The organism is Acinetobacter tianfuensis, assembly GCF_003611465.1.
GTDB classification, from domain to species: domain Bacteria; phylum Pseudomonadota; class Gammaproteobacteria; order Pseudomonadales; family Moraxellaceae; genus Acinetobacter; species Acinetobacter tianfuensis.
The window spans coordinates 63,925-80,433 of the sequence record NZ_RAXV01000014.1 but is presented as its reverse complement, the minus strand read 5'-3'; the positions used below and the strand labels follow the sequence as shown (position 1 = coordinate 80,433).

The following is a 16,509-nucleotide window of genomic DNA, read 5'->3' as shown; positions in this document are numbered from 1 at the left end:
ATCCTTTAGGTCGGGGAGGAAGTCAACTCAGCGCCAAAAAATACGCTATGGCGACTCTCACGGCAACCTTGATGGTGCTGCTGATTTTCAATTTAAAAGGCGCAGGCTATGCCATTATTTTACCGCGCATTATCGATACCTTCATTGGCTGCGGCATTGCATGGTTTGCAGTCAGCTTTATTTGGCCAGACTGGAACTTCCGCAATATCTCCCAGACCATTCATAAAAGCACCCAAGCTGCCTTGAATTATTTCGATGCTGTAGCTGAGCAATATCTGCAGGGACAAAACAACAGTATGGATTACCGCCGTGCACGGCGTGATGCGCACAATGCACAAACTGAACTGGCCAGCATGATTTCCAGCCTGAGTACCGAACCGAACCCAGACCCGCAGCTGATTCATCATGCATTCCGCTATTTGGTCTACAGCCACAGCCAGCTTAGTTATATTTCAGCTTTGGGCAGCCACCGTGAACAGATGCAAGATCAGCAAGTTCTCGATTTAATGCTTTGGTGCAAATCTGCTTTGACTGCCGTTTTGCTGCATCAACAGCCCTTAGCTGAACAGAAAATCCAGCAAAAACTGCAGCACATTCAGCAGCTGAATGCACAGGACAATCTGTCCAGCCATTTGCATTTGGTGCTGAAACAAATCAGCCTGCTGTTAGAAACTTTGCCTGAGCTGTTAAAACTGCGAACTGAATTATTCCGTCAGGAAATCAAATAGATTATTTGAACTTAACAACTAAAAACTGTAAATCCAAGCGCTGAACTTGGATTTTAATATTTGATTTTTATAAATTTATTTCAACTTTTCATTTTTATTTTTGAACAAGTTTATGTACACTCAGCTTTCATTCTCATGCAGCCAATGACCATGAACATTAAAACTTTACGTCTTGTTGGAATTCTAGAAGGCATTTCATTCCTTTTATTATTATTTATTGCTATGCCAATGAAATATATGATGGGCAACCCGATATTAGTGAAATATGTCGGAATGGGTCATGGCGTATTATTTATCTTATTCCTTGCGGTGCTTTTCACTGTGTGTGAAAAACAAAAATGGCCATTAAAAATGTTCTTAATGGGTTTAGTTGCTTCTATTTTGCCTTTTGCGCCATTTTTATTTGACAAAAAATTAAAGTCTTTAGAGCAAGCGCCTGCACAAGCTTAATTGTACAGCTGACATGGAAAAGGGAAGACGAACTGTCTTCCCTTTTGATTTACATATTGATACAGCGCTTAAAATTCGCCGTTTTGCTGACGCAGATGCATGGCCTGCTTTAAGCCTGCTCGCGGCCAGCTAAACCACAAAGCCAGCATGATAAAACAAGACAAGCCGTAGGCCCAAATATCAAAATGCGTATACAGCACGCGCACCACTTCAATTACTGTAAAGAAACTCATCATCAGCAGGACAGAAACTGTCGCGGCCACTGTGCCCTTGGACACTTCAGATGACATCAGGGCAAAACGGTACAGCACCGAAAAACTCATCCCTTCACCAAAGCTGATCAGCGTCATGCCCGCAATTAAACAAGGAACAAAATACGCAGGAATAAACAGCCCTAATACCACGATTACAGCGCCTGCAAACATCAGCGGCACAGCATACATAGCCGTTGCACCTAAGGCATAACGGTCAATGACTTTCAGCAGCACCAAATTGCCTGCAATCAGGCCGCCCAAAACAGGAAATTGCGCTAAGCCATACTGCATGCTGCTTAGGCCAAATTGCTCTACCAGCATAACAGGTGACAGCGCAATCCACAGCATCAGCGGCATAGCCATCAAAGGCAATGAAAAAGTCAGCTGTAAAAAATGCTTATTTTTCAGCACAGCTTTAAAGTCATCCCAAATATAGGCAATCGGCTGCTTAGGTATGCTGACCTTGGTATTCGGCATTTTGGCTTTTAGGCCAAACCAGCTGAGAAAAGCCAAAAAAGCAATACCGATAAAACCCCAATGCCATGACACATGTTCAATCATAGCAGCGCCTAAAACTGGCCCGAGCAATGGCGCAAGCAATGACACATTGGCCATCAGCGCCATGACTTTAATGGCATCTCGCTCATCAAAGCTTTCTTGAATGGCCGCATAGCCGACAGCAGCAATCACCGACAGGCCAAAACCTTGCAAGAAACGCAGCGCCAAAAAGCTTTCAATATTTTTGGTTAATAAAATGGCTAAACAGGTCAGCACAAAAAATGCGACACCGCCCAGCAGAACTTTTTTACGGCCTAAGCGGTCTGACAGCGGCCCTAAAATGGCCGCGACAAATGCGCCGCCCAGTAAATAAAAGGACATGGAAGATGGCGCCCAATGACTGCTGACGCCAAATTCTTTGGTAATGGCAAGCATGGCAGGCTGCACTAAGTCATTACCGATATAAACTGAAAATTCAAATAAAACCAAGGCCAGCGGAAACATTAATGTTGCGCGGCTCAGCTTGGCTGTCGCTAAGTTTTGCATTGTTATCTACATATATACAGGTACTTGCGCAATTGGACAGTGTCTAAATTGAGGGAGGGACAAGTCCGCCCAATGGCAAGCACAGAAATTCATTAAAAAATTTAAATTTTGCGGGAGATCCGCCGTGCGGCATCGTGTTCACAAGATGCTGATAAAAGAAAATGTTGTATTCATTATGGAACTTAAACCCGCAGCTGCAGATTTAAGTCAGATCATTTTAACAGTGTTTATTTAGATTGTATGCGCTGATTTTTGCAGTGCGATGACATTAAGGCCTTAATGAAAGCCCATTCTTAAAAAAATTGAAGGAACTTTATTCTTTTTATTCATTGCTTATAGATGAAAAGCATTTATTCGCCACCCTCTGCAGGGCTGTGTATAAATGTGCCGTTTTTCAGGTCTTCATAGCACTGCAAGACTTCTGCATAGCTGTTCATCACAAAATAACCGCGGCCATATAGCGGCTCATGCAAAGGCGCAGCGCTTAAATATAATATTGCGCAGTCACGCAGTGCCGTGATTTCTACGTTTTCACCTAAGCTGGACATCACCGCCAAGCTGTTATCTTCCAGTTCTTCATCATCTGCTGCAAATACTGCACGGCCTGAACGCATATAAATGAGGGTGGTATCTCCTGCTTGTGCAGGCAGCTGTACGGTTTGCCCCTGTTTTATAAATACATCATACACTTGCATAGGCGTATGCGTTTCTGCTGGGCCTGCATGACCTGCAAACTCACCTGCAATAACCCGTACATCACCTGCATGATCTGCGAAAGGAATTTTAGGGATGCTGTCATTGTTTAGGCTTTGGTAGCGTGGCGGGTTCATTTTGTCTTTGGCTGGCAAGTTGACCCACAGCTGGAGCATTTCAAATGGGCCGCCTGTTTTGGAAAATGCTTCGCTAAAGACTTCTTTGTGCTGTATGCCTGAGGCTGCTGTCATCCACTGTACATCGCCTGCATAAATCACCCCGCCACCGCCTGTGGTATCGCGGTGTTCGAGTTCACCTTTAAACATGATGGTGACAGTTTCAAAACCGCGGTGCGGGTGTTCGTCTACCCCTTTACGCAGTTGAGTCGGTTTGAGTGTGCCGGGGCCTAAGTGGTCGAGCAGTAAAAATGGTGAAACGGTATTGCCCAGTTCGTAATGGGAAAATACTGAGGTGACTGGGGAGAAGTCACCTACAGCAGATTGGGTTGTGGTGTTATGAATAAAGGCGAGGGTTTTCATGTTGTTGTATGCATTCTTTTTGATGCTTTGATCTTAGCCTATCAAGTACAGGGATTCGATAGGCTAAGTGGTTTTCAGTATTCCAGTTTTAGGATGCTGATATTTTTGGTAATTCAACAGGTTCTATCCCATTAAGCTTTGCAATATCAGGATTCTCTTCAAATTTTAGCCAACCTTTTTTCATCCATTTCTCTACTTTTTCCTTTTCTAAAATATCCAAAAGGTTAGCTAAAGAGTCAAATTTAGCTTGTTTATTAAAATATAAAACTATAACTCTAACATTTTGATCTACATCAGTATTCAAAGAAAATAATTCTTTAATATATTGCTCATCAGATGAATCTAAAGAATGACCCCATATATAAAAGTTAAAATTAGTACCCAAATCTAAATAATCACTTGAACTAAAAATTTCTTGAACCAACTCTGTTGAGTCATCTAAAAATAAATAATCAGTATCATTCAAAAGTTTTTGATGATATTTAAGAAAACCGTAAAAACCATATTTCATAAGACTATGCTTATCTAATTCTGACACGCCTAGAACAATATTTACTTCCTCTTTATTCTTAGAAATTTTCCCATGTAAAAAATCAACACCTACTGTCCCATACAAATGTTCAAACGTACTCGTATAATTAAAAGAAAATACTTTATCTATTTTGCTCATTTTTAATATTTTCAAATCACTTTTCATACTAGGTATTTTTTTTGAAAAGAGACTCTCAATCAAAAGCAAATATTCATTAAATAATTGTGAAAAATTATTTATATTACTTTGCAAATGATTTTCAACCGCTTCGAATTTAATTTTCTTATATAGTTTATTTTCTTGAATAAATTTTTCCTTTACTTTGTATCTGGTATTTATCCATTCATCATTACAGCTACATTGCTCCAAATTACCATCTAACCATTTATAAAAAGTACAATCCAATATTCCTAATAAATCCAAGACACTAGATGTATGTTTGTTAATCAATACACTATTATTAACCTTCTCATCATGTGTAATCACAGATGAAAATTGGCTGTTTTTTTTAGCGACATTCTCAACGGCTAAAAAAAATATTGAAATCTCGTAAAGAGCGTTTTTAATTTTATTTTCAAAATCAATCCATGTTTTCACCTCTCGCACATGATCTGAAAAATACTGATACCACACATTATCTTTCAGTTGCTCTTTCAACACTTTAATTTGATCAACTGAAATTTTTATTTCATCAGTTCTATACATTGCTTTTGTATGCTGAAAAAAACTGTTTTGCCACTCTTCACCCGTCTCTTCATCTGTATGCCAATATTTTTTACCAAAAAGATCATCAAAGCCCATATCACCTTTATCTTCATCCCAGTTTTCTATGGCATTCATCGCATCCATAAAATGGTCATACTTCGTCGGCAAATAATGCGACAAATCAAAGCCGTTCCCCACAATCAAAATATTCATTGTTCTTATAAAACCCCAATAAAAAAGCGCATCAACTGATACGCTTTTTATGAGGCATTTCCTCCTAATTTTCAACCACAAATCAAAGATTTATTAAGGGCATTTCGCTGTTTGGAAAGCCTTGGTATTTTTACCGCGGTAGCATTGGTACTCTTTAGACGTACCCACTTGATTCCATTGCCCGTCTACATTTTTAAAACGGTACACCGTACGAACCGATTTTACAGAATCATCCATTAAACCAGTTTGAGTCACTTTCACTTCAGCAGCCGTTGGCGACTCTACACTGTTAAAGTACTGACGGATTTCAACCGTACTTAATTCCTTACGCAAATCATCACGCTCTTTTAATACCTGCGCCAATGGCGTATCCGAACCGCCGATATTCACTTTATTGGCAATTTTTTGTGTGGTCGCACAACCCGTAAACATCAGCGCACATACTGCTGCAGCTGTCATTAGACTTGTTTTCATCTTTATATCCCAATAAACAAACATCAATACAGCGCATGATGCCTTGTTCTGCCCGCTTACTCTATTTGGTAAATGTAAGCTCCGTTGCTTCTGCACCAAATTCAGTTTTAAATAATACAAGTGCAAGATACGCGAGTGCGGCAAGTATTCCGCACGTTCCATAAAAAAACGCATCCGAAGATGCGTTTTTTTATTCTTAATCTTTAAAAATTAAAGATCAAACAATTTACCTGGGTTCATAATGCCTTGCGGGTCAAATACTTGCTTAAGCGCTTTCATGTATTCAATTTCTTCCGCTGAACGTGTGTAGTCTAAGTATGGCTTTTTAGTCATGCCTACACCGTGTTCTGCAGAAATTGAACCGTCGTATTTTTTCACAGTTTCAAATACATACTTGTTCACCACTTGGCATTTTCCAAAGAATTCATCTTTCGTTAAATTCTCAGGTTTTAAAATGTTCAAGTGCAAGTTGCCGTCACCAATATGACCGAACCAGCAGATTTCAAAGTCTGGATAGTTGTCTGCCACAATTGCATCAATTTCTTTAATAAACGCAGGTACGTGCGTAATTAAAACTGAAATGTCGTTTTTGTACGGCGTAAATGGCGCGATTGACTCAGAAATGTCTTCACGTAAACGCCATAAACTTTCTACTTGGTCTAAGCTTTGGCTTAACACGCCGTCATGTACCCAGCCTTGTTCCATGCAGTGCTCAAAAATTTCCATCGCCTTGTCCATAATCGGCTCAAATGGCGCTTCAAATTCAAGTAAAACGTAGAATGGGCATTCCGTTTCAAACGGACGCTGTACATGGCCGTTTGCAAGCACTTTCTGCATTGCCACTTCACCAAAGAACTCAAATGCAGTCAGGTCAATTTTCGCTTGGAAAGCATGCAGTACTGGCATGATTGCATCAAAATCAGGCACACCCAGCACCATCACTTGCAAGTCTTGCGGCTGGCGCTCAAGCTTAATTTCAGCTTCAGTCACTAAACCTAAAGTACCTTCACCGCCAATAAATAGATGCTGCAGCGCATAACCTGTCGCGTTCTTGATCATGCCCTTGTTCAAGCGAAGGATGTCACCTTTACCTGTGACTACAGTCAGACCCAACACCCAGTTACGTGTCATGCCATATTTAATGACTTTAATACCGCCAGCGTTCGTGCCGATGTTGCCGCCAATTTGACTTGAACCAGCAGAAGCAAAGTCTACTGGGTAGTACATGCCCTGTTCTTCAGCATAGTTCTGAAGCTGTTCAGTCACTACGCCTGCTTGAACGCGCACCATGCGGTCAGCAGGGAAGAATTCTAAAATTTGGTTCATCTTGTCCATGCTGATAACGATTTCACCGTTGGCAGCGACTGCGCCTGCAGAAAGACCAGTACGGCCGCCGCTTGGCGTAATCGCAACATTAAATTGGTTTGCCAGCTTCACAATGGCCTGAACTTGTTCAGTAGAAGAAGGAAATACGATGACTGACGGGTTTGGATCGAAGTGCTTAGTGTGGTCACGTCCCCAATTTTCGAGACTGTCCGCATCCGTTTTAATGCGGTTTTCGCCAACAATAGCGGTCAATTGGGTCAATAACTCTGGGGTTAAAGCGACTGGAGCATTCATCGTTTTCAGACCTTGCAAGGATTAAACAAGAGGTATTCGGGGTCTAGGCATTATTCTATTGAACCGCTGGCGCAAAAGAACAATAAATAGACTGGCTGTGATTTTAAAGCCAGCGATACTGGCTTGGCTTTCATCACGGAGTCATATTATAAGGCATTTTTGAACAGAAACCCGAAGAAATAAGCGTTTTGTAAATGTTACTTTGTAAATTACACAGTTAGTTAGACCATCCGCGACAAGTTCTGTCACATAATTTGCCAAAATACAGCGCTGCTGCGTCATAAAGGAAATGTATATCGGACTAATAGCTATGATATGATATGCGCACTAAATTTGGCCTTTGTAGCGGAGCCGTAATGAGCCAACATCTTTCTTTGCCTAAAGATAAAATTCGTTTCTTGTTGTTAGAAGGCGTTCACCAAAACGCAATCGACACATTAAATGCTGCCGGATACACAAACATCGATTACCGTAAAACAGCGCTTGAAGGTGATGCGCTGAAAGAAGCGATCAAAGATGCTCACTTTGTGGGTATCCGTTCACGTACTCAATTAACTGAAGAAGTTTTTGAAGCGGCGAACAAACTGATTGCTGTGGGCTGTTTCTGTATTGGTACAAACCAAGTGAACTTGAACGCTGCGATGGTTCGCGGTATTCCTGTATTCAACGCGCCATACTCAAATACTCGTTCTGTTGCTGAACTTGTACTTGCTGAAGCGATTCTTCTTCTTCGCCGTGTACCTGAAAAATCTACAGATACACACGCAGGCGGCTGGAATAAATCAGCAGTTGGTTCATTTGAAACACGTGGTAAGACTCTAGGTATCGTAGGTTACGGTTCGATCGGTTCTCAGCTGTCTGTTCTTGCAGAAAGCATGGGTATGAAAGTGATCTATTTTGACACAGTGACTAAACTGCCATTAGGCAATGCACGTCAAGTTGGCTCAATGAGTGAACTTCTTGCAAATGCAGACGTAGTATCACTTCATGTTCCTGATGTGCCGTCTACACGCAATTTCATGACTAAAGAGCAATTTGCTCAAATGAAACAAGGTTCAATCTTCATCAATGCTGCACGCGGTACCTGTGTTGTGATTGAAGATCTTGCAGATGCGCTTAAGTCTGGCCACATTGCCGGCGCTGCGGTTGACGTATTCCCGAAAGAACCTAAGGCGAATGGCGAAGAGTTTGTTTCTCCGCTTCGCAACATTCCAAACGTGATTTTAACACCTCACGTTGGCGGTTCTACAATGGAAGCTCAAGCAAACATCGGCCTTGAAGTTGCTGAAAAGTTTGTTGCTTACTCAGACAAAGGCATGACTTTATCTGCTGTGAACTTCCCTGAAATCGCGCTTCCGTTGACTGAAGGCAAACACCGTTTGCTTCACATTCACAAAAACGTTCCGGGCGTACTGTCTAAAATCAACAACTTGTTTGCTGAACACGGCATCAACATTTCTGGCCAGTCTCTAATGACTAAAGGTGATGTTGGCTACCTCGTAATGGACGTCGATGCAACTGCTTCTCAAGAAGCGTTAGACACCTTGCACGAAGTTGAAGGCACAATCCGCGTACGCGTATTGTTCTAATTTAACTGTTGTAAAAAACCACAGGTTCCGGCCTGTGGTTTTTTTATTTGCTATGATTCTGCTCATCCGCTATCTGAGTTGTCAAAACAAATTCATCCATGCCAAATTTAAATAACCGCCCTCACCTGCTTGCCTTGGTCTTGCTGCTTATTGCTATGATCAGTATGCAGAGCAGCGGCGCGCTGGCCAAAATCTTAATTGACCAATTTCCCATCATGACGATTTCCGCGCTTCGTCTTTTGCTGGGTTCATTGATCTTGGCTGTGATATTTAAAATTTGGCAAATACATTTTAAAGATGTGCGCTGGAAAGCCATTATCAGCTACGGTATGGCGCTGGCAGGCATGAATGCCTTGTTCTATCTGTCCATTGACCGTATTCCGCTTGGCATTGCAGTCGCCTTCGAGTTTATTGGCCCGCTCAGTGTTGCCCTATTTCATGCACGGCAAAAGTATGACTTTATCTGGGTCGGTCTGGCTATTTTAGGTTTGGCGCTGCTGTTTCCCTTTGCCCAAGCAGATCAAAGCTTAGATCCGCTTGGCATTGCATTTGCTCTCGGCGCTGGCGCTTGCTGGGCTCTATATATTATGGCGGGTCAGCGCCCTTCTGGGGTTTCAGGCAATCATACTGTCTGCCTTGGCATGTTTGTCGGCATGCTGTGCCTCATGCCAATTGCCCTTTTTCTAGGGATGCCCGCTCATGTCTTTGAGCCATCCAATCTGATTTATTTTATCGCTTTAGCCGTATTGGCGAGTGCGCTGCCATTTACTTTAGAAATGATTGCGCTACGCAATTTATCTGCCTTAAGCTTTGGCACACTGATGAGTTTAGAGCCTGCAATTGCAGCACTTTCAGGTTTTGTATTTTTGCATGAACAATTGCTTTGGACGCAGTGGCTGGCATTGGCCGTCATTATCAGCGCATCTATGGGCTGTACATTTACCGCCCAGCAGGCAAAAAACACGATCAATAAAAACTAGACCAATAAAAAACCGCACATTAGTGCGGTTTTTTTATTTCATACAGATCTTTTAAGTCGGCATCTGGCAGAAATATTCTTCTGTTTCAACTGGAGCATTACCTCCCCATAAAGAAATCATCATTAATGGCTGTTCAGAACGTTTAAAACCCTCTGTCCATTTAGAACCGCAATAGGTGCCCTGAAGCATACGGCCTTGAAGATAGAGGCTGCTAATCTTACCCTCATCCAGCCATTTAAAGCCTGCATACTGGTTTGGCAAGCGGATCAGTTTTTTCTCACCATAAGTACTGCTGAATTGCAGTTTATGATCATACTCATTAATACTGTCAGCCATTTGTAAGCTGACTTCAATTTCACAAGGCTTACCAATTAAAAGCGGGTCATTAGTCACAGGTGCGCCAGTATTATAATCATGGCCAGAAGTACACTGTACAAAGAAACTTAAACCTTTATCTGAAGCGACAACTTCTTTGTCTTTCAGCACAATTTTCACATCCGACTTACTGGTCGAAACTGCCGCGCCAACATAGCGCACCCACTGATCACCTTCTAAAGTAATTTCAGTTTGCGCAGACCACACCAATTTATCATTTGCAGACTTAAGACCTGTCAATACACGTGTCCCTTCTTTAGGCGCATTAAACTCAGCAGCTTTCAGCATTGTACCGACAGTGGTCGTAAATTCACCGCTGCAGGCTGCAGCTGTGCCGTCTTCAAGCACACACTGCACTTTATTGCTGGTTGCAGGCACACCTAAGTCAATCACAACAATTGTGTCATTCGGCAGCTGTGACACAGCAGAACCGATTAAGGTCCCCGTCGTATCTTTCGCAGACCAGTGAATTTGGCCTTCAGTCGGCATATTGATAATATCGACACCGTTTTCTGAAATAGATGTGGTCTTGGTCAAACCCGAACCGTCTTTCAGTTCAACTTTTGCCGTAATGTGGCAAGGCACATAAGTGGCTGCAGATTTACATTTCACATTAATTGAGCCTGGGTTCTCAAATTTAAAGTCCCAGTTCCATGTCGAAAAATGTGTAACAGTGGCCTGAACAGCTAAACCAGTCGGTGATAATGACGATGCGACCACTGTGCCCGGTGTGCCTTCTTCAACCCACTTTCCTTTTGTGATATCGAAGTACCACATTGGAATACTTGTGCCAACTGTCATAGCTTGGTTATTAATACTGCTTAACGGCAAGTCCATTTGAATATCTGCAGTGACACCTGATTTAAGCTGCAGCTTTTGACCTGCGGCATTGGTAAATGTCGCGGTCATCATACCAGCACTGATCAACACGGCTGGATTGCCTGCTGCGTCCAAGGCTGCGCCATTCGCTGGCATTGCATTTAAATCACTGCCCTGAATATCCCACGGGGTAAATTCAACAGTGACTTCACCCATTGCAGGCTGTCCATTCGGCAGCACAAAGGCATTTGCAGGAATCGAAATTTGCGCATTCATAAATGCGGACTGAATAATTTGCTCTTCTTCAATTTTAGCCACTGTTAAAACTTGCTTAATTGGCAAAAGATTGGCAGACAGCTGCGCAATTTCATCCACTTTCCATTCTAGTGACTGCGTAATAAAGCCTGCTTTCTTTATAGTCACAACCACAGTTTTAGCAGATTGAGGAAGTTTAACTTTGAATTCTGCATTGCCTGATGCATCGGTGGAGAAAAGCTGTCCGCCGATACTGATTTCAGCACCTGCCAATGCTGATCCTGCTGCAGTTTGAACCAATGCTTTTACAGACTTTTCCACCGCTGTTTCTGCACTTGAAGCACTGTCACTGCTTCCAGAACCGCATCCCGCTAAAGAAGTTCCTAAAACACATGCCAGCATAGCTGCATGTACTTGCAGTTTTAATTTCATTATATTTTCCCAATTTTTTATAAAAAAACAAAAGCAGCATATTATTGATTTTATTTATATTACGTTCAATTGCATTACATTTTTCACATGAACATCGAAGCAATAATAGTGCAATGAGGCTACTGTCCGCTCAAGCAGCTTTGCTATACTGCCACAACTTTATACATCTGCTCAGGCACTGCATTTACATGCAACACTCACAACTTCTTGCGGTCATGTTCATGCTGCTGTCTATGGTGTCCTACCAAATCAGCGCCTCTTTTGCTAAACAGCTGTTTACCGTTTTAGACCCGCTTTCAGTTACGATTTTGCGTTTATGCTTTGCCTCGATCATTGTCTGTTTGATGTTCCGCTCATGGCATATTTTAAAACGGCTTTCTGTACTCAAGTGGCGTGATTTACTCTGCTACAGCGCAGCGCTTTGCGTTATGAATGTACTGTTCTATATGTCTTTGGGTAAATTGCCTCAAGGCATTGCTGTCGGCTTAGAATTTATTGGCCCATTGGGGCTAGCGCTGCTCTCTATTCAGCGGCGCAGTGATTATATTTGGGTTTTGCTGGCCATTTTAGGCATTGCATTGATGGTACCGTGGGGACAGGCCTCGTCAGATCAGTTTTCAATCTTTGGCGCAGCCTGTGCGCTTGGCGCAGGGCTGTGCTGGGCTTTTTATATTTATTTCGGTCAAAGAGTAGTGCATCAAAATATCGGCATGCATGCGCTGACCATCGCCATCAGCCTGTCTGCACTGAGCCTGTTGCCCATTGGCTTATATAACAATGCCGCGGCGCTGATTGATACACAATATTGGGGCAAAGCCTTAGCGATTGCTGTTTTAGCAACGGCTATTCCTTATGCTTTAGATTTAAAAGCCCTAAAAGTATTAAATAAGCTCAGCTATGGTACGCTTTCCAGCCTTGCTCCAGCGCTGGCAGCCCTTACTGGTTTTTTACTCCTAGGCGAAAAAATCGGCGGGCTGCAATGGATTGCGCTGCTCTGCGTCATGACCGCTTCTATTGGCGTAACCATGCGCTCAGCGAAACAAAAGCAGACTGAAACAAGCTAAACTATAATTTTAAAAAGTTTTTTAAGCCCTTGCTATAGCAGTGATTGAATCTGAACTGAACAACGCTGCAGCAGCGGATTTAAACCAAGCTGTCTTTGTCTGCCTTTTTATATTTTTGATATTCAGACAAATATTGCTGCGCCAAACTGCTTTTTTGTTCTGCAGTTAAAATTTTTCCCGCTTGCTGAAAAAAACCATGTTCTTCCTCCTGCAAATGGTGATGCACCGTTTCAGCCAATTTTTTAGCGATGCTTAGCCAGCCCGGATTGCTGAATTCTGTTGCGCTTAGCTGTTCCAAAAGCTCATCCATTTTATGATGTTCAGCCAACGCATGACGGGTAATATTCAAACCTGAATCGGTCATCATCAGCGGAATATATAAATAGCGGTCCTCACCGACAGCATGCGCAAACAGCTCATTTTTCAACAGCTCAAATAAATTGCTGCGCTCTGCCGTATTTCCTGAAGTCTGCAGCAGCTGATCTGCCAGCTTCCGCTGCTTTTCATGACTTTGGCGTAAAGCTTCAAATATATTCATCTATATCAACACCTCTAAAACCAAGCAGATTTATTATCCTAGCTGAGCTGGGCAGATGTCAGTGTGTACAGACTGTTCTTTTTTTGTTCCTTAAATCCAAAACATTTGATATGCCAAACGCAAAATTAAAATACTGACTAAAATTAAAAATAGAATACGAATAAAGCCGCTGCCATATTTCAGCGCCAGTTTCACGCCGCAAATCGAACCAGCCATATTGGCTGCCGCCATCATGCCGCCCACCATAAAGAGCACATGCCCAGCAGGAATAAAAAATGTCAGCGCCGCCAAATTGGTCATGACATTGCCAATTTTAGCCAATGCCGCTGCATGTAAAAAATCGACCCGTAAATAACGGATGAAATAGAAAATAAAAAAACTGCCTGTACCGGGGCCAAATAATCCGTCATAAAAACCGATCGCCAGACTGCCTATCCCAGCCAAAATCAGGACTTTGGCTGTCACAGGCTGCGCTATATGCACCTGACCGAACTGTTTTTTCATGAAGGTATAAACCGCCATGACAATCAGCATGATTAAGATAAAAGGCTGTAAAATATCTTTAGGAATTAAGGACACGCTGGCTGCGCCGCCAAAAGAGCTGACCGCTGCGCATACGGCGACCACTGCCAGCAGTTTCCATTCAAATCGGACTTTACGGGCAAAAGATACTGCAGAAGTCGCCGTACCGACCACGGCGGCCAGCTTATTGGTGCCAAATAAAGTTGCGGGCGCCATATTCGGAAAAGCGCTCATCAGCGCTGGAATCTGAATCAGGCCGCCGCCGCCGACAGCCGCATCAATCACTCCAGCACAAAAAGCAAAAAAGATCAGACTGATGATTACTTCAATTTCCATGTCTCATCCTTTTTACCAAATGATCTATTTTAATTATAAGTTTAATACACGTTTTGGCACTAAACGTTTTTTATCTGTAATTTCTGCCAGCCCTAGGCATTTTTCACCGTCAAAAACCAGCGCTTCCGGTACAGCATCATGCTCAATATTGCTTTCCATACCGCGGCTGAAATATTCTGCGCGGCCTTCAGGCACTTGTACATGCGGGAAATATTCAATTGGGGCATAAACCGGCAGCAGCAGCGCTTCACGCTCCTGTTCAGTCAAGCTTTCCAGATACTCAATGGTATAGCTTGGAATCAGCTCAAAATGACCCGTTTGAATACGGTGTAAATAAGTTAAATGGCCATATGTGCCTAAAGCTTTGGCTATATCCTCACCCAAGACACGGATATATGTGCCTTTAGAGCAAGTGATATCTAAAGTAATGCTATTTTCAGTAAATGACAGCAGCTGAATCGCCTCAATGGTGATTGGACGCGCTTCACGCTCAATCTCAATCCCTTTACGCGCCAATTCATAGAGCGGACGGCCTTCTTTCTTCAATGCCGAGTACATTGGCGGCACTTGCTGAATATCGCCCGTGAATTGCGCCAGCACCTGCAAAATTACGTCTTCAGTCAAAACTGGAACAGCTTGTTCACGCAGCACATCCCCTTCAACATCACCTGTCGTGGTGCTGTGCCCTAAAAACACAGTCGTCTGATAGCGCTTCACCGAATCCAGTAAATAATGCGAAAACTTGGTCGCCTCTCCTAAGCAAATCGGCAGCAGGCCTGATGCCAATGGATCAAGCGCGCCAGTATGGCCGCCTTTCAGCGCACGGTATAACCAGCGGACCTTTTGCAGCGCCGCATTTGAACTGATGCCTAACGGTTTATTTAACAAGAATACACCGCTCAGCGCACGGCGCTGAATTTTAGGAGATGATGATTTCATAACAAAACCAAGGATAAAAAATCTTCGCCATGTTAACCCAATCTTTACAACATTTCTGTGATTTTATACGGCTTTTATGGCATATTCTGAGCAAACAAAATGATCAAAAACAAATAAAATAGGGAAATAAGGCTCTTTTAGATATGCAAAAAAATAGGTTATGGATCATCATCGGCGCACTTATTATCGCAATAATTGGCTTAGTTTTCTGGCTGTCGCCAAAAAATGAAGCCGCTGAAACCACTCAGAAAAGCATGGTCTCTGCAGCAGATGCAGGCGGATCAGAAGCACAGCTGGCAAATGCCGACGGTTCTGGCGCAGGCTTTATGAGCAAGAGCCAGCAAGACACGCAAATTAACTGTCAAATGACCATGGACAGCACAAACCGCTTGGTAGTAAACGAACAGACCCGCAACTGCTTTGAATACTTTATTACCCAATTCGGTGAAAAAAAGCTGGAACAGATTCAGGCCGACTTTAAAACCTATATCAGCAGCACCCATACAGAGCCTGCACTGTCTCAAGTGCTGGATTTATGGAAACGCTATATCGATTACCGCAGCCGCTTAGGCCAGCTGCAGCCGCCAAGCGGCAGCAATGAAGACCCGCGCTACTACCGTGACATATTCAACAGTACACAAAATCTGCGTAAAGAGTTCTTCTCTGACTATGAAATTGAAGGCCTATTCGGCACTGAAAATACCTATCATGTTTATACGCTGAACCGCATGGATGTCATTCACAATAAAAACCTGACTGAAGCTGAAAAAGCGAAAAAACTGAAAGCGCTGTTTGATGAGCTGCCTGAAGACTGGAAAGAGAACTTAGAGCAAATCAATAAACTCGAAGACTTACGCAAACTGACTGCAGACATTAAAGCGCGGGGCGGTTCAGCTGAAGAAATCCGCGCTATGCGCATGAGCCTTGTTGGCCCTGAAGCGACACAGCGTTTAGAAGTGCTGGATACGCAGCGCGCAGACTGGAAAGCAGATGTAACGGGCTATTTAGCTGAGCGCGACAGCATCATAAAAAGCGGCATGAGCGACAGTGCAAAACAGCAGGCTATACAGCAGCTGCGCAATCAGCACTTTCAGGCAAAAGAAGACCAGCTGCGGCTGCAGACCTTTGAAACATTGCATGACCAAGGCCAAAAGCTGCCATTCAGTGATTAGGCACCTATTGCGTTATTGAACAGCAATCTAACTTTCCAATACTGCAAAATAGGGCTGCATGGCCCTATTTGTAATTATCATTTTAAGACATCTTTTGACGCATTTGGCTGCAGAAATGGCATCACAGCACACGCCATGTCCTCAAATGACATGGCATAAACCACTGGGCATGAAAAAATGAATACGCATTCTCCTCAGCTTGCACTTCGCACTTTTTAATGCAGTTTTTATAAATA

15 protein-coding genes are annotated in these 16,509 nt (G+C 42.9%); 6 read left to right on the top strand and 9 right to left on the bottom strand.

The features are described from left to right. The coding region (locus D7V32_RS08065; protein WP_171407610.1) for an FUSC family protein at positions 1–728 on the top strand (728 nt) is incomplete at its 5' end. 150 nt (positions 729–878) lie between these two features. Then, positions 879–1,178, top strand: coding sequence for a DUF3817 domain-containing protein (locus D7V32_RS08060; protein WP_120402378.1), 300 nt, complete (start codon positions 879–881; stop codon positions 1,176–1,178). Between the two features lie 68 nt (positions 1,179–1,246). On the opposite strand, the gene craA is transcribed toward D7V32_RS08060, so the two are convergent. The 5 genes from craA to D7V32_RS08035 form a co-directional block, all read right to left on the bottom strand. Continuing rightward, positions 1,247–2,476, bottom strand: coding sequence for a chloramphenicol efflux MFS transporter CraA (craA, locus tag D7V32_RS08055; protein ID WP_120402370.1), 1,230 nt, complete (start codon positions 2,474–2,476; stop codon positions 1,247–1,249). Positions 2,477–2,826: 350 nt separating this feature from the next. Next, positions 2,827–3,708 (bottom strand): pirin family protein, encoded by an 882-nt coding sequence (locus D7V32_RS08050; protein ID WP_120402369.1) that lies wholly within the window; start codon positions 3,706–3,708, stop codon positions 2,827–2,829. A gap of 88 nt (positions 3,709–3,796) precedes the next feature. Further along, positions 3,797–5,158 (bottom strand): AbiH family protein, encoded by a 1,362-nt coding sequence (locus D7V32_RS08045; RefSeq protein ID WP_120402368.1) that lies wholly within the window; start codon positions 5,156–5,158, stop codon positions 3,797–3,799. A 93-nt stretch (positions 5,159–5,251) separates the two neighbouring features. Next, on the bottom strand, positions 5,252–5,632 hold the full coding sequence (locus D7V32_RS08040; protein ID WP_120402377.1) for a hypothetical protein: 381 nt from the start codon (positions 5,630–5,632) through the stop codon (positions 5,252–5,254). 210 nt (positions 5,633–5,842) lie between these two features. Then, positions 5,843–7,252, bottom strand: coding sequence for an FAD-binding oxidoreductase (locus D7V32_RS08035; RefSeq protein ID WP_120402367.1), 1,410 nt, complete (start codon positions 7,250–7,252; stop codon positions 5,843–5,845). A 356-nt stretch (positions 7,253–7,608) separates the two neighbouring features. On the opposite strand from D7V32_RS08035, the gene serA reads away from it, so the two are divergent. Beyond that, positions 7,609–8,841 (top strand): phosphoglycerate dehydrogenase, encoded by a 1,233-nt coding sequence (gene serA / locus D7V32_RS08030; protein ID WP_120402366.1) that lies wholly within the window; start codon positions 7,609–7,611, stop codon positions 8,839–8,841. A 98-nt stretch (positions 8,842–8,939) separates the two neighbouring features. Continuing rightward, positions 8,940–9,821: an EamA family transporter gene (locus D7V32_RS08025; protein ID WP_120402365.1), complete on the top strand. Its 882-nt coding sequence runs from the start codon at positions 8,940–8,942 to the stop codon at positions 9,819–9,821. A gap of 51 nt (positions 9,822–9,872) precedes the next feature. Here D7V32_RS08025 and D7V32_RS08020 read toward each other — a convergent pair whose 3' ends face one another. Next, positions 9,873–11,702 (bottom strand): astroprincin family protein, encoded by a 1,830-nt coding sequence (locus tag D7V32_RS08020; RefSeq protein WP_120402364.1) that lies wholly within the window; start codon positions 11,700–11,702, stop codon positions 9,873–9,875. Positions 11,703–11,890: 188 nt separating this feature from the next. Here D7V32_RS08020 and D7V32_RS08015 point away from each other — a divergent pair, with 188 nt between their 5' ends. Next, a complete protein-coding gene (locus D7V32_RS08015; RefSeq protein WP_120402363.1) occupies positions 11,891–12,766 on the top strand; it encodes an EamA family transporter in 876 nt (291 codons plus the stop codon). Between the two features lie 79 nt (positions 12,767–12,845). On the opposite strand, the gene D7V32_RS08010 is transcribed toward D7V32_RS08015, so the two are convergent. From D7V32_RS08010 to truB, 3 genes are all read right to left on the bottom strand, one after another. After that, a complete protein-coding gene (locus tag D7V32_RS08010) occupies positions 12,846–13,304 on the bottom strand; it encodes a hemerythrin domain-containing protein (protein ID WP_120402362.1) in 459 nt (152 codons plus the stop codon). Positions 13,305–13,394: 90 nt separating this feature from the next. Continuing rightward, a complete protein-coding gene (locus tag D7V32_RS08005; RefSeq protein ID WP_120402361.1) occupies positions 13,395–14,162 on the bottom strand; it encodes a sulfite exporter TauE/SafE family protein in 768 nt (255 codons plus the stop codon). A 33-nt stretch (positions 14,163–14,195) separates the two neighbouring features. Then, complete coding sequence (truB, locus tag D7V32_RS08000; RefSeq protein ID WP_120402360.1) at positions 14,196–15,101, bottom strand: tRNA pseudouridine(55) synthase TruB; 906 nt, start codon at positions 15,099–15,101, stop codon at positions 14,196–14,198. Between the two features lie 143 nt (positions 15,102–15,244). Here truB and D7V32_RS07995 point away from each other — a divergent pair, with 143 nt between their 5' ends. Further along, positions 15,245–16,273, top strand: coding sequence for a lipase secretion chaperone (locus tag D7V32_RS07995; RefSeq protein ID WP_120402359.1), 1,029 nt, complete (start codon positions 15,245–15,247; stop codon positions 16,271–16,273). The last annotated feature ends 236 nt before the right edge of the window (positions 16,274–16,509 follow it).

Coding starts and splice junctions, on each gene's coding strand:
- serA (WP_120402366.1), top strand. CDS start 7,609: ATGAGCCAACATCTTTCTTTGCCTAAAGATAAAATTCGTTTCTTGTTG.
- truB (WP_120402360.1), bottom strand. CDS start 15,101: ATGAAATCATCATCTCCTAAAATTCAGCGCCGTGCGCTGAGCGGTGTA.
- craA (WP_120402370.1), bottom strand. CDS start 2,476: ATGCAAAACTTAGCGACAGCCAAGCTGAGCCGCGCAACATTAATGTTT.
- D7V32_RS07995 (WP_120402359.1), top strand. CDS start 15,245: ATGCAAAAAAATAGGTTATGGATCATCATCGGCGCACTTATTATCGCA.
- D7V32_RS08050 (WP_120402369.1), bottom strand. CDS start 3,708: ATGAAAACCCTCGCCTTTATTCATAACACCACAACCCAATCTGCTGTA.
- D7V32_RS08010 (WP_120402362.1), bottom strand. CDS start 13,304: ATGAATATATTTGAAGCTTTACGCCAAAGTCATGAAAAGCAGCGGAAG.
- D7V32_RS08015 (WP_120402363.1), top strand. CDS start 11,891: ATGCAACACTCACAACTTCTTGCGGTCATGTTCATGCTGCTGTCTATG.
- D7V32_RS08025 (WP_120402365.1), top strand. CDS start 8,940: ATGCCAAATTTAAATAACCGCCCTCACCTGCTTGCCTTGGTCTTGCTG.
- D7V32_RS08035 (WP_120402367.1), bottom strand. CDS start 7,252: ATGAATGCTCCAGTCGCTTTAACCCCAGAGTTATTGACCCAATTGACC.
- D7V32_RS08040 (WP_120402377.1), bottom strand. CDS start 5,632: ATGAAAACAAGTCTAATGACAGCTGCAGCAGTATGTGCGCTGATGTTT.
- D7V32_RS08060 (WP_120402378.1), top strand. CDS start 879: ATGAACATTAAAACTTTACGTCTTGTTGGAATTCTAGAAGGCATTTCA.
- D7V32_RS08005 (WP_120402361.1), bottom strand. CDS start 14,162: ATGGAAATTGAAGTAATCATCAGTCTGATCTTTTTTGCTTTTTGTGCT.
- D7V32_RS08020 (WP_120402364.1), bottom strand. CDS start 11,702: ATGAAATTAAAACTGCAAGTACATGCAGCTATGCTGGCATGTGTTTTA.
- D7V32_RS08045 (WP_120402368.1), bottom strand. CDS start 5,158: ATGAATATTTTGATTGTGGGGAACGGCTTTGATTTGTCGCATTATTTG.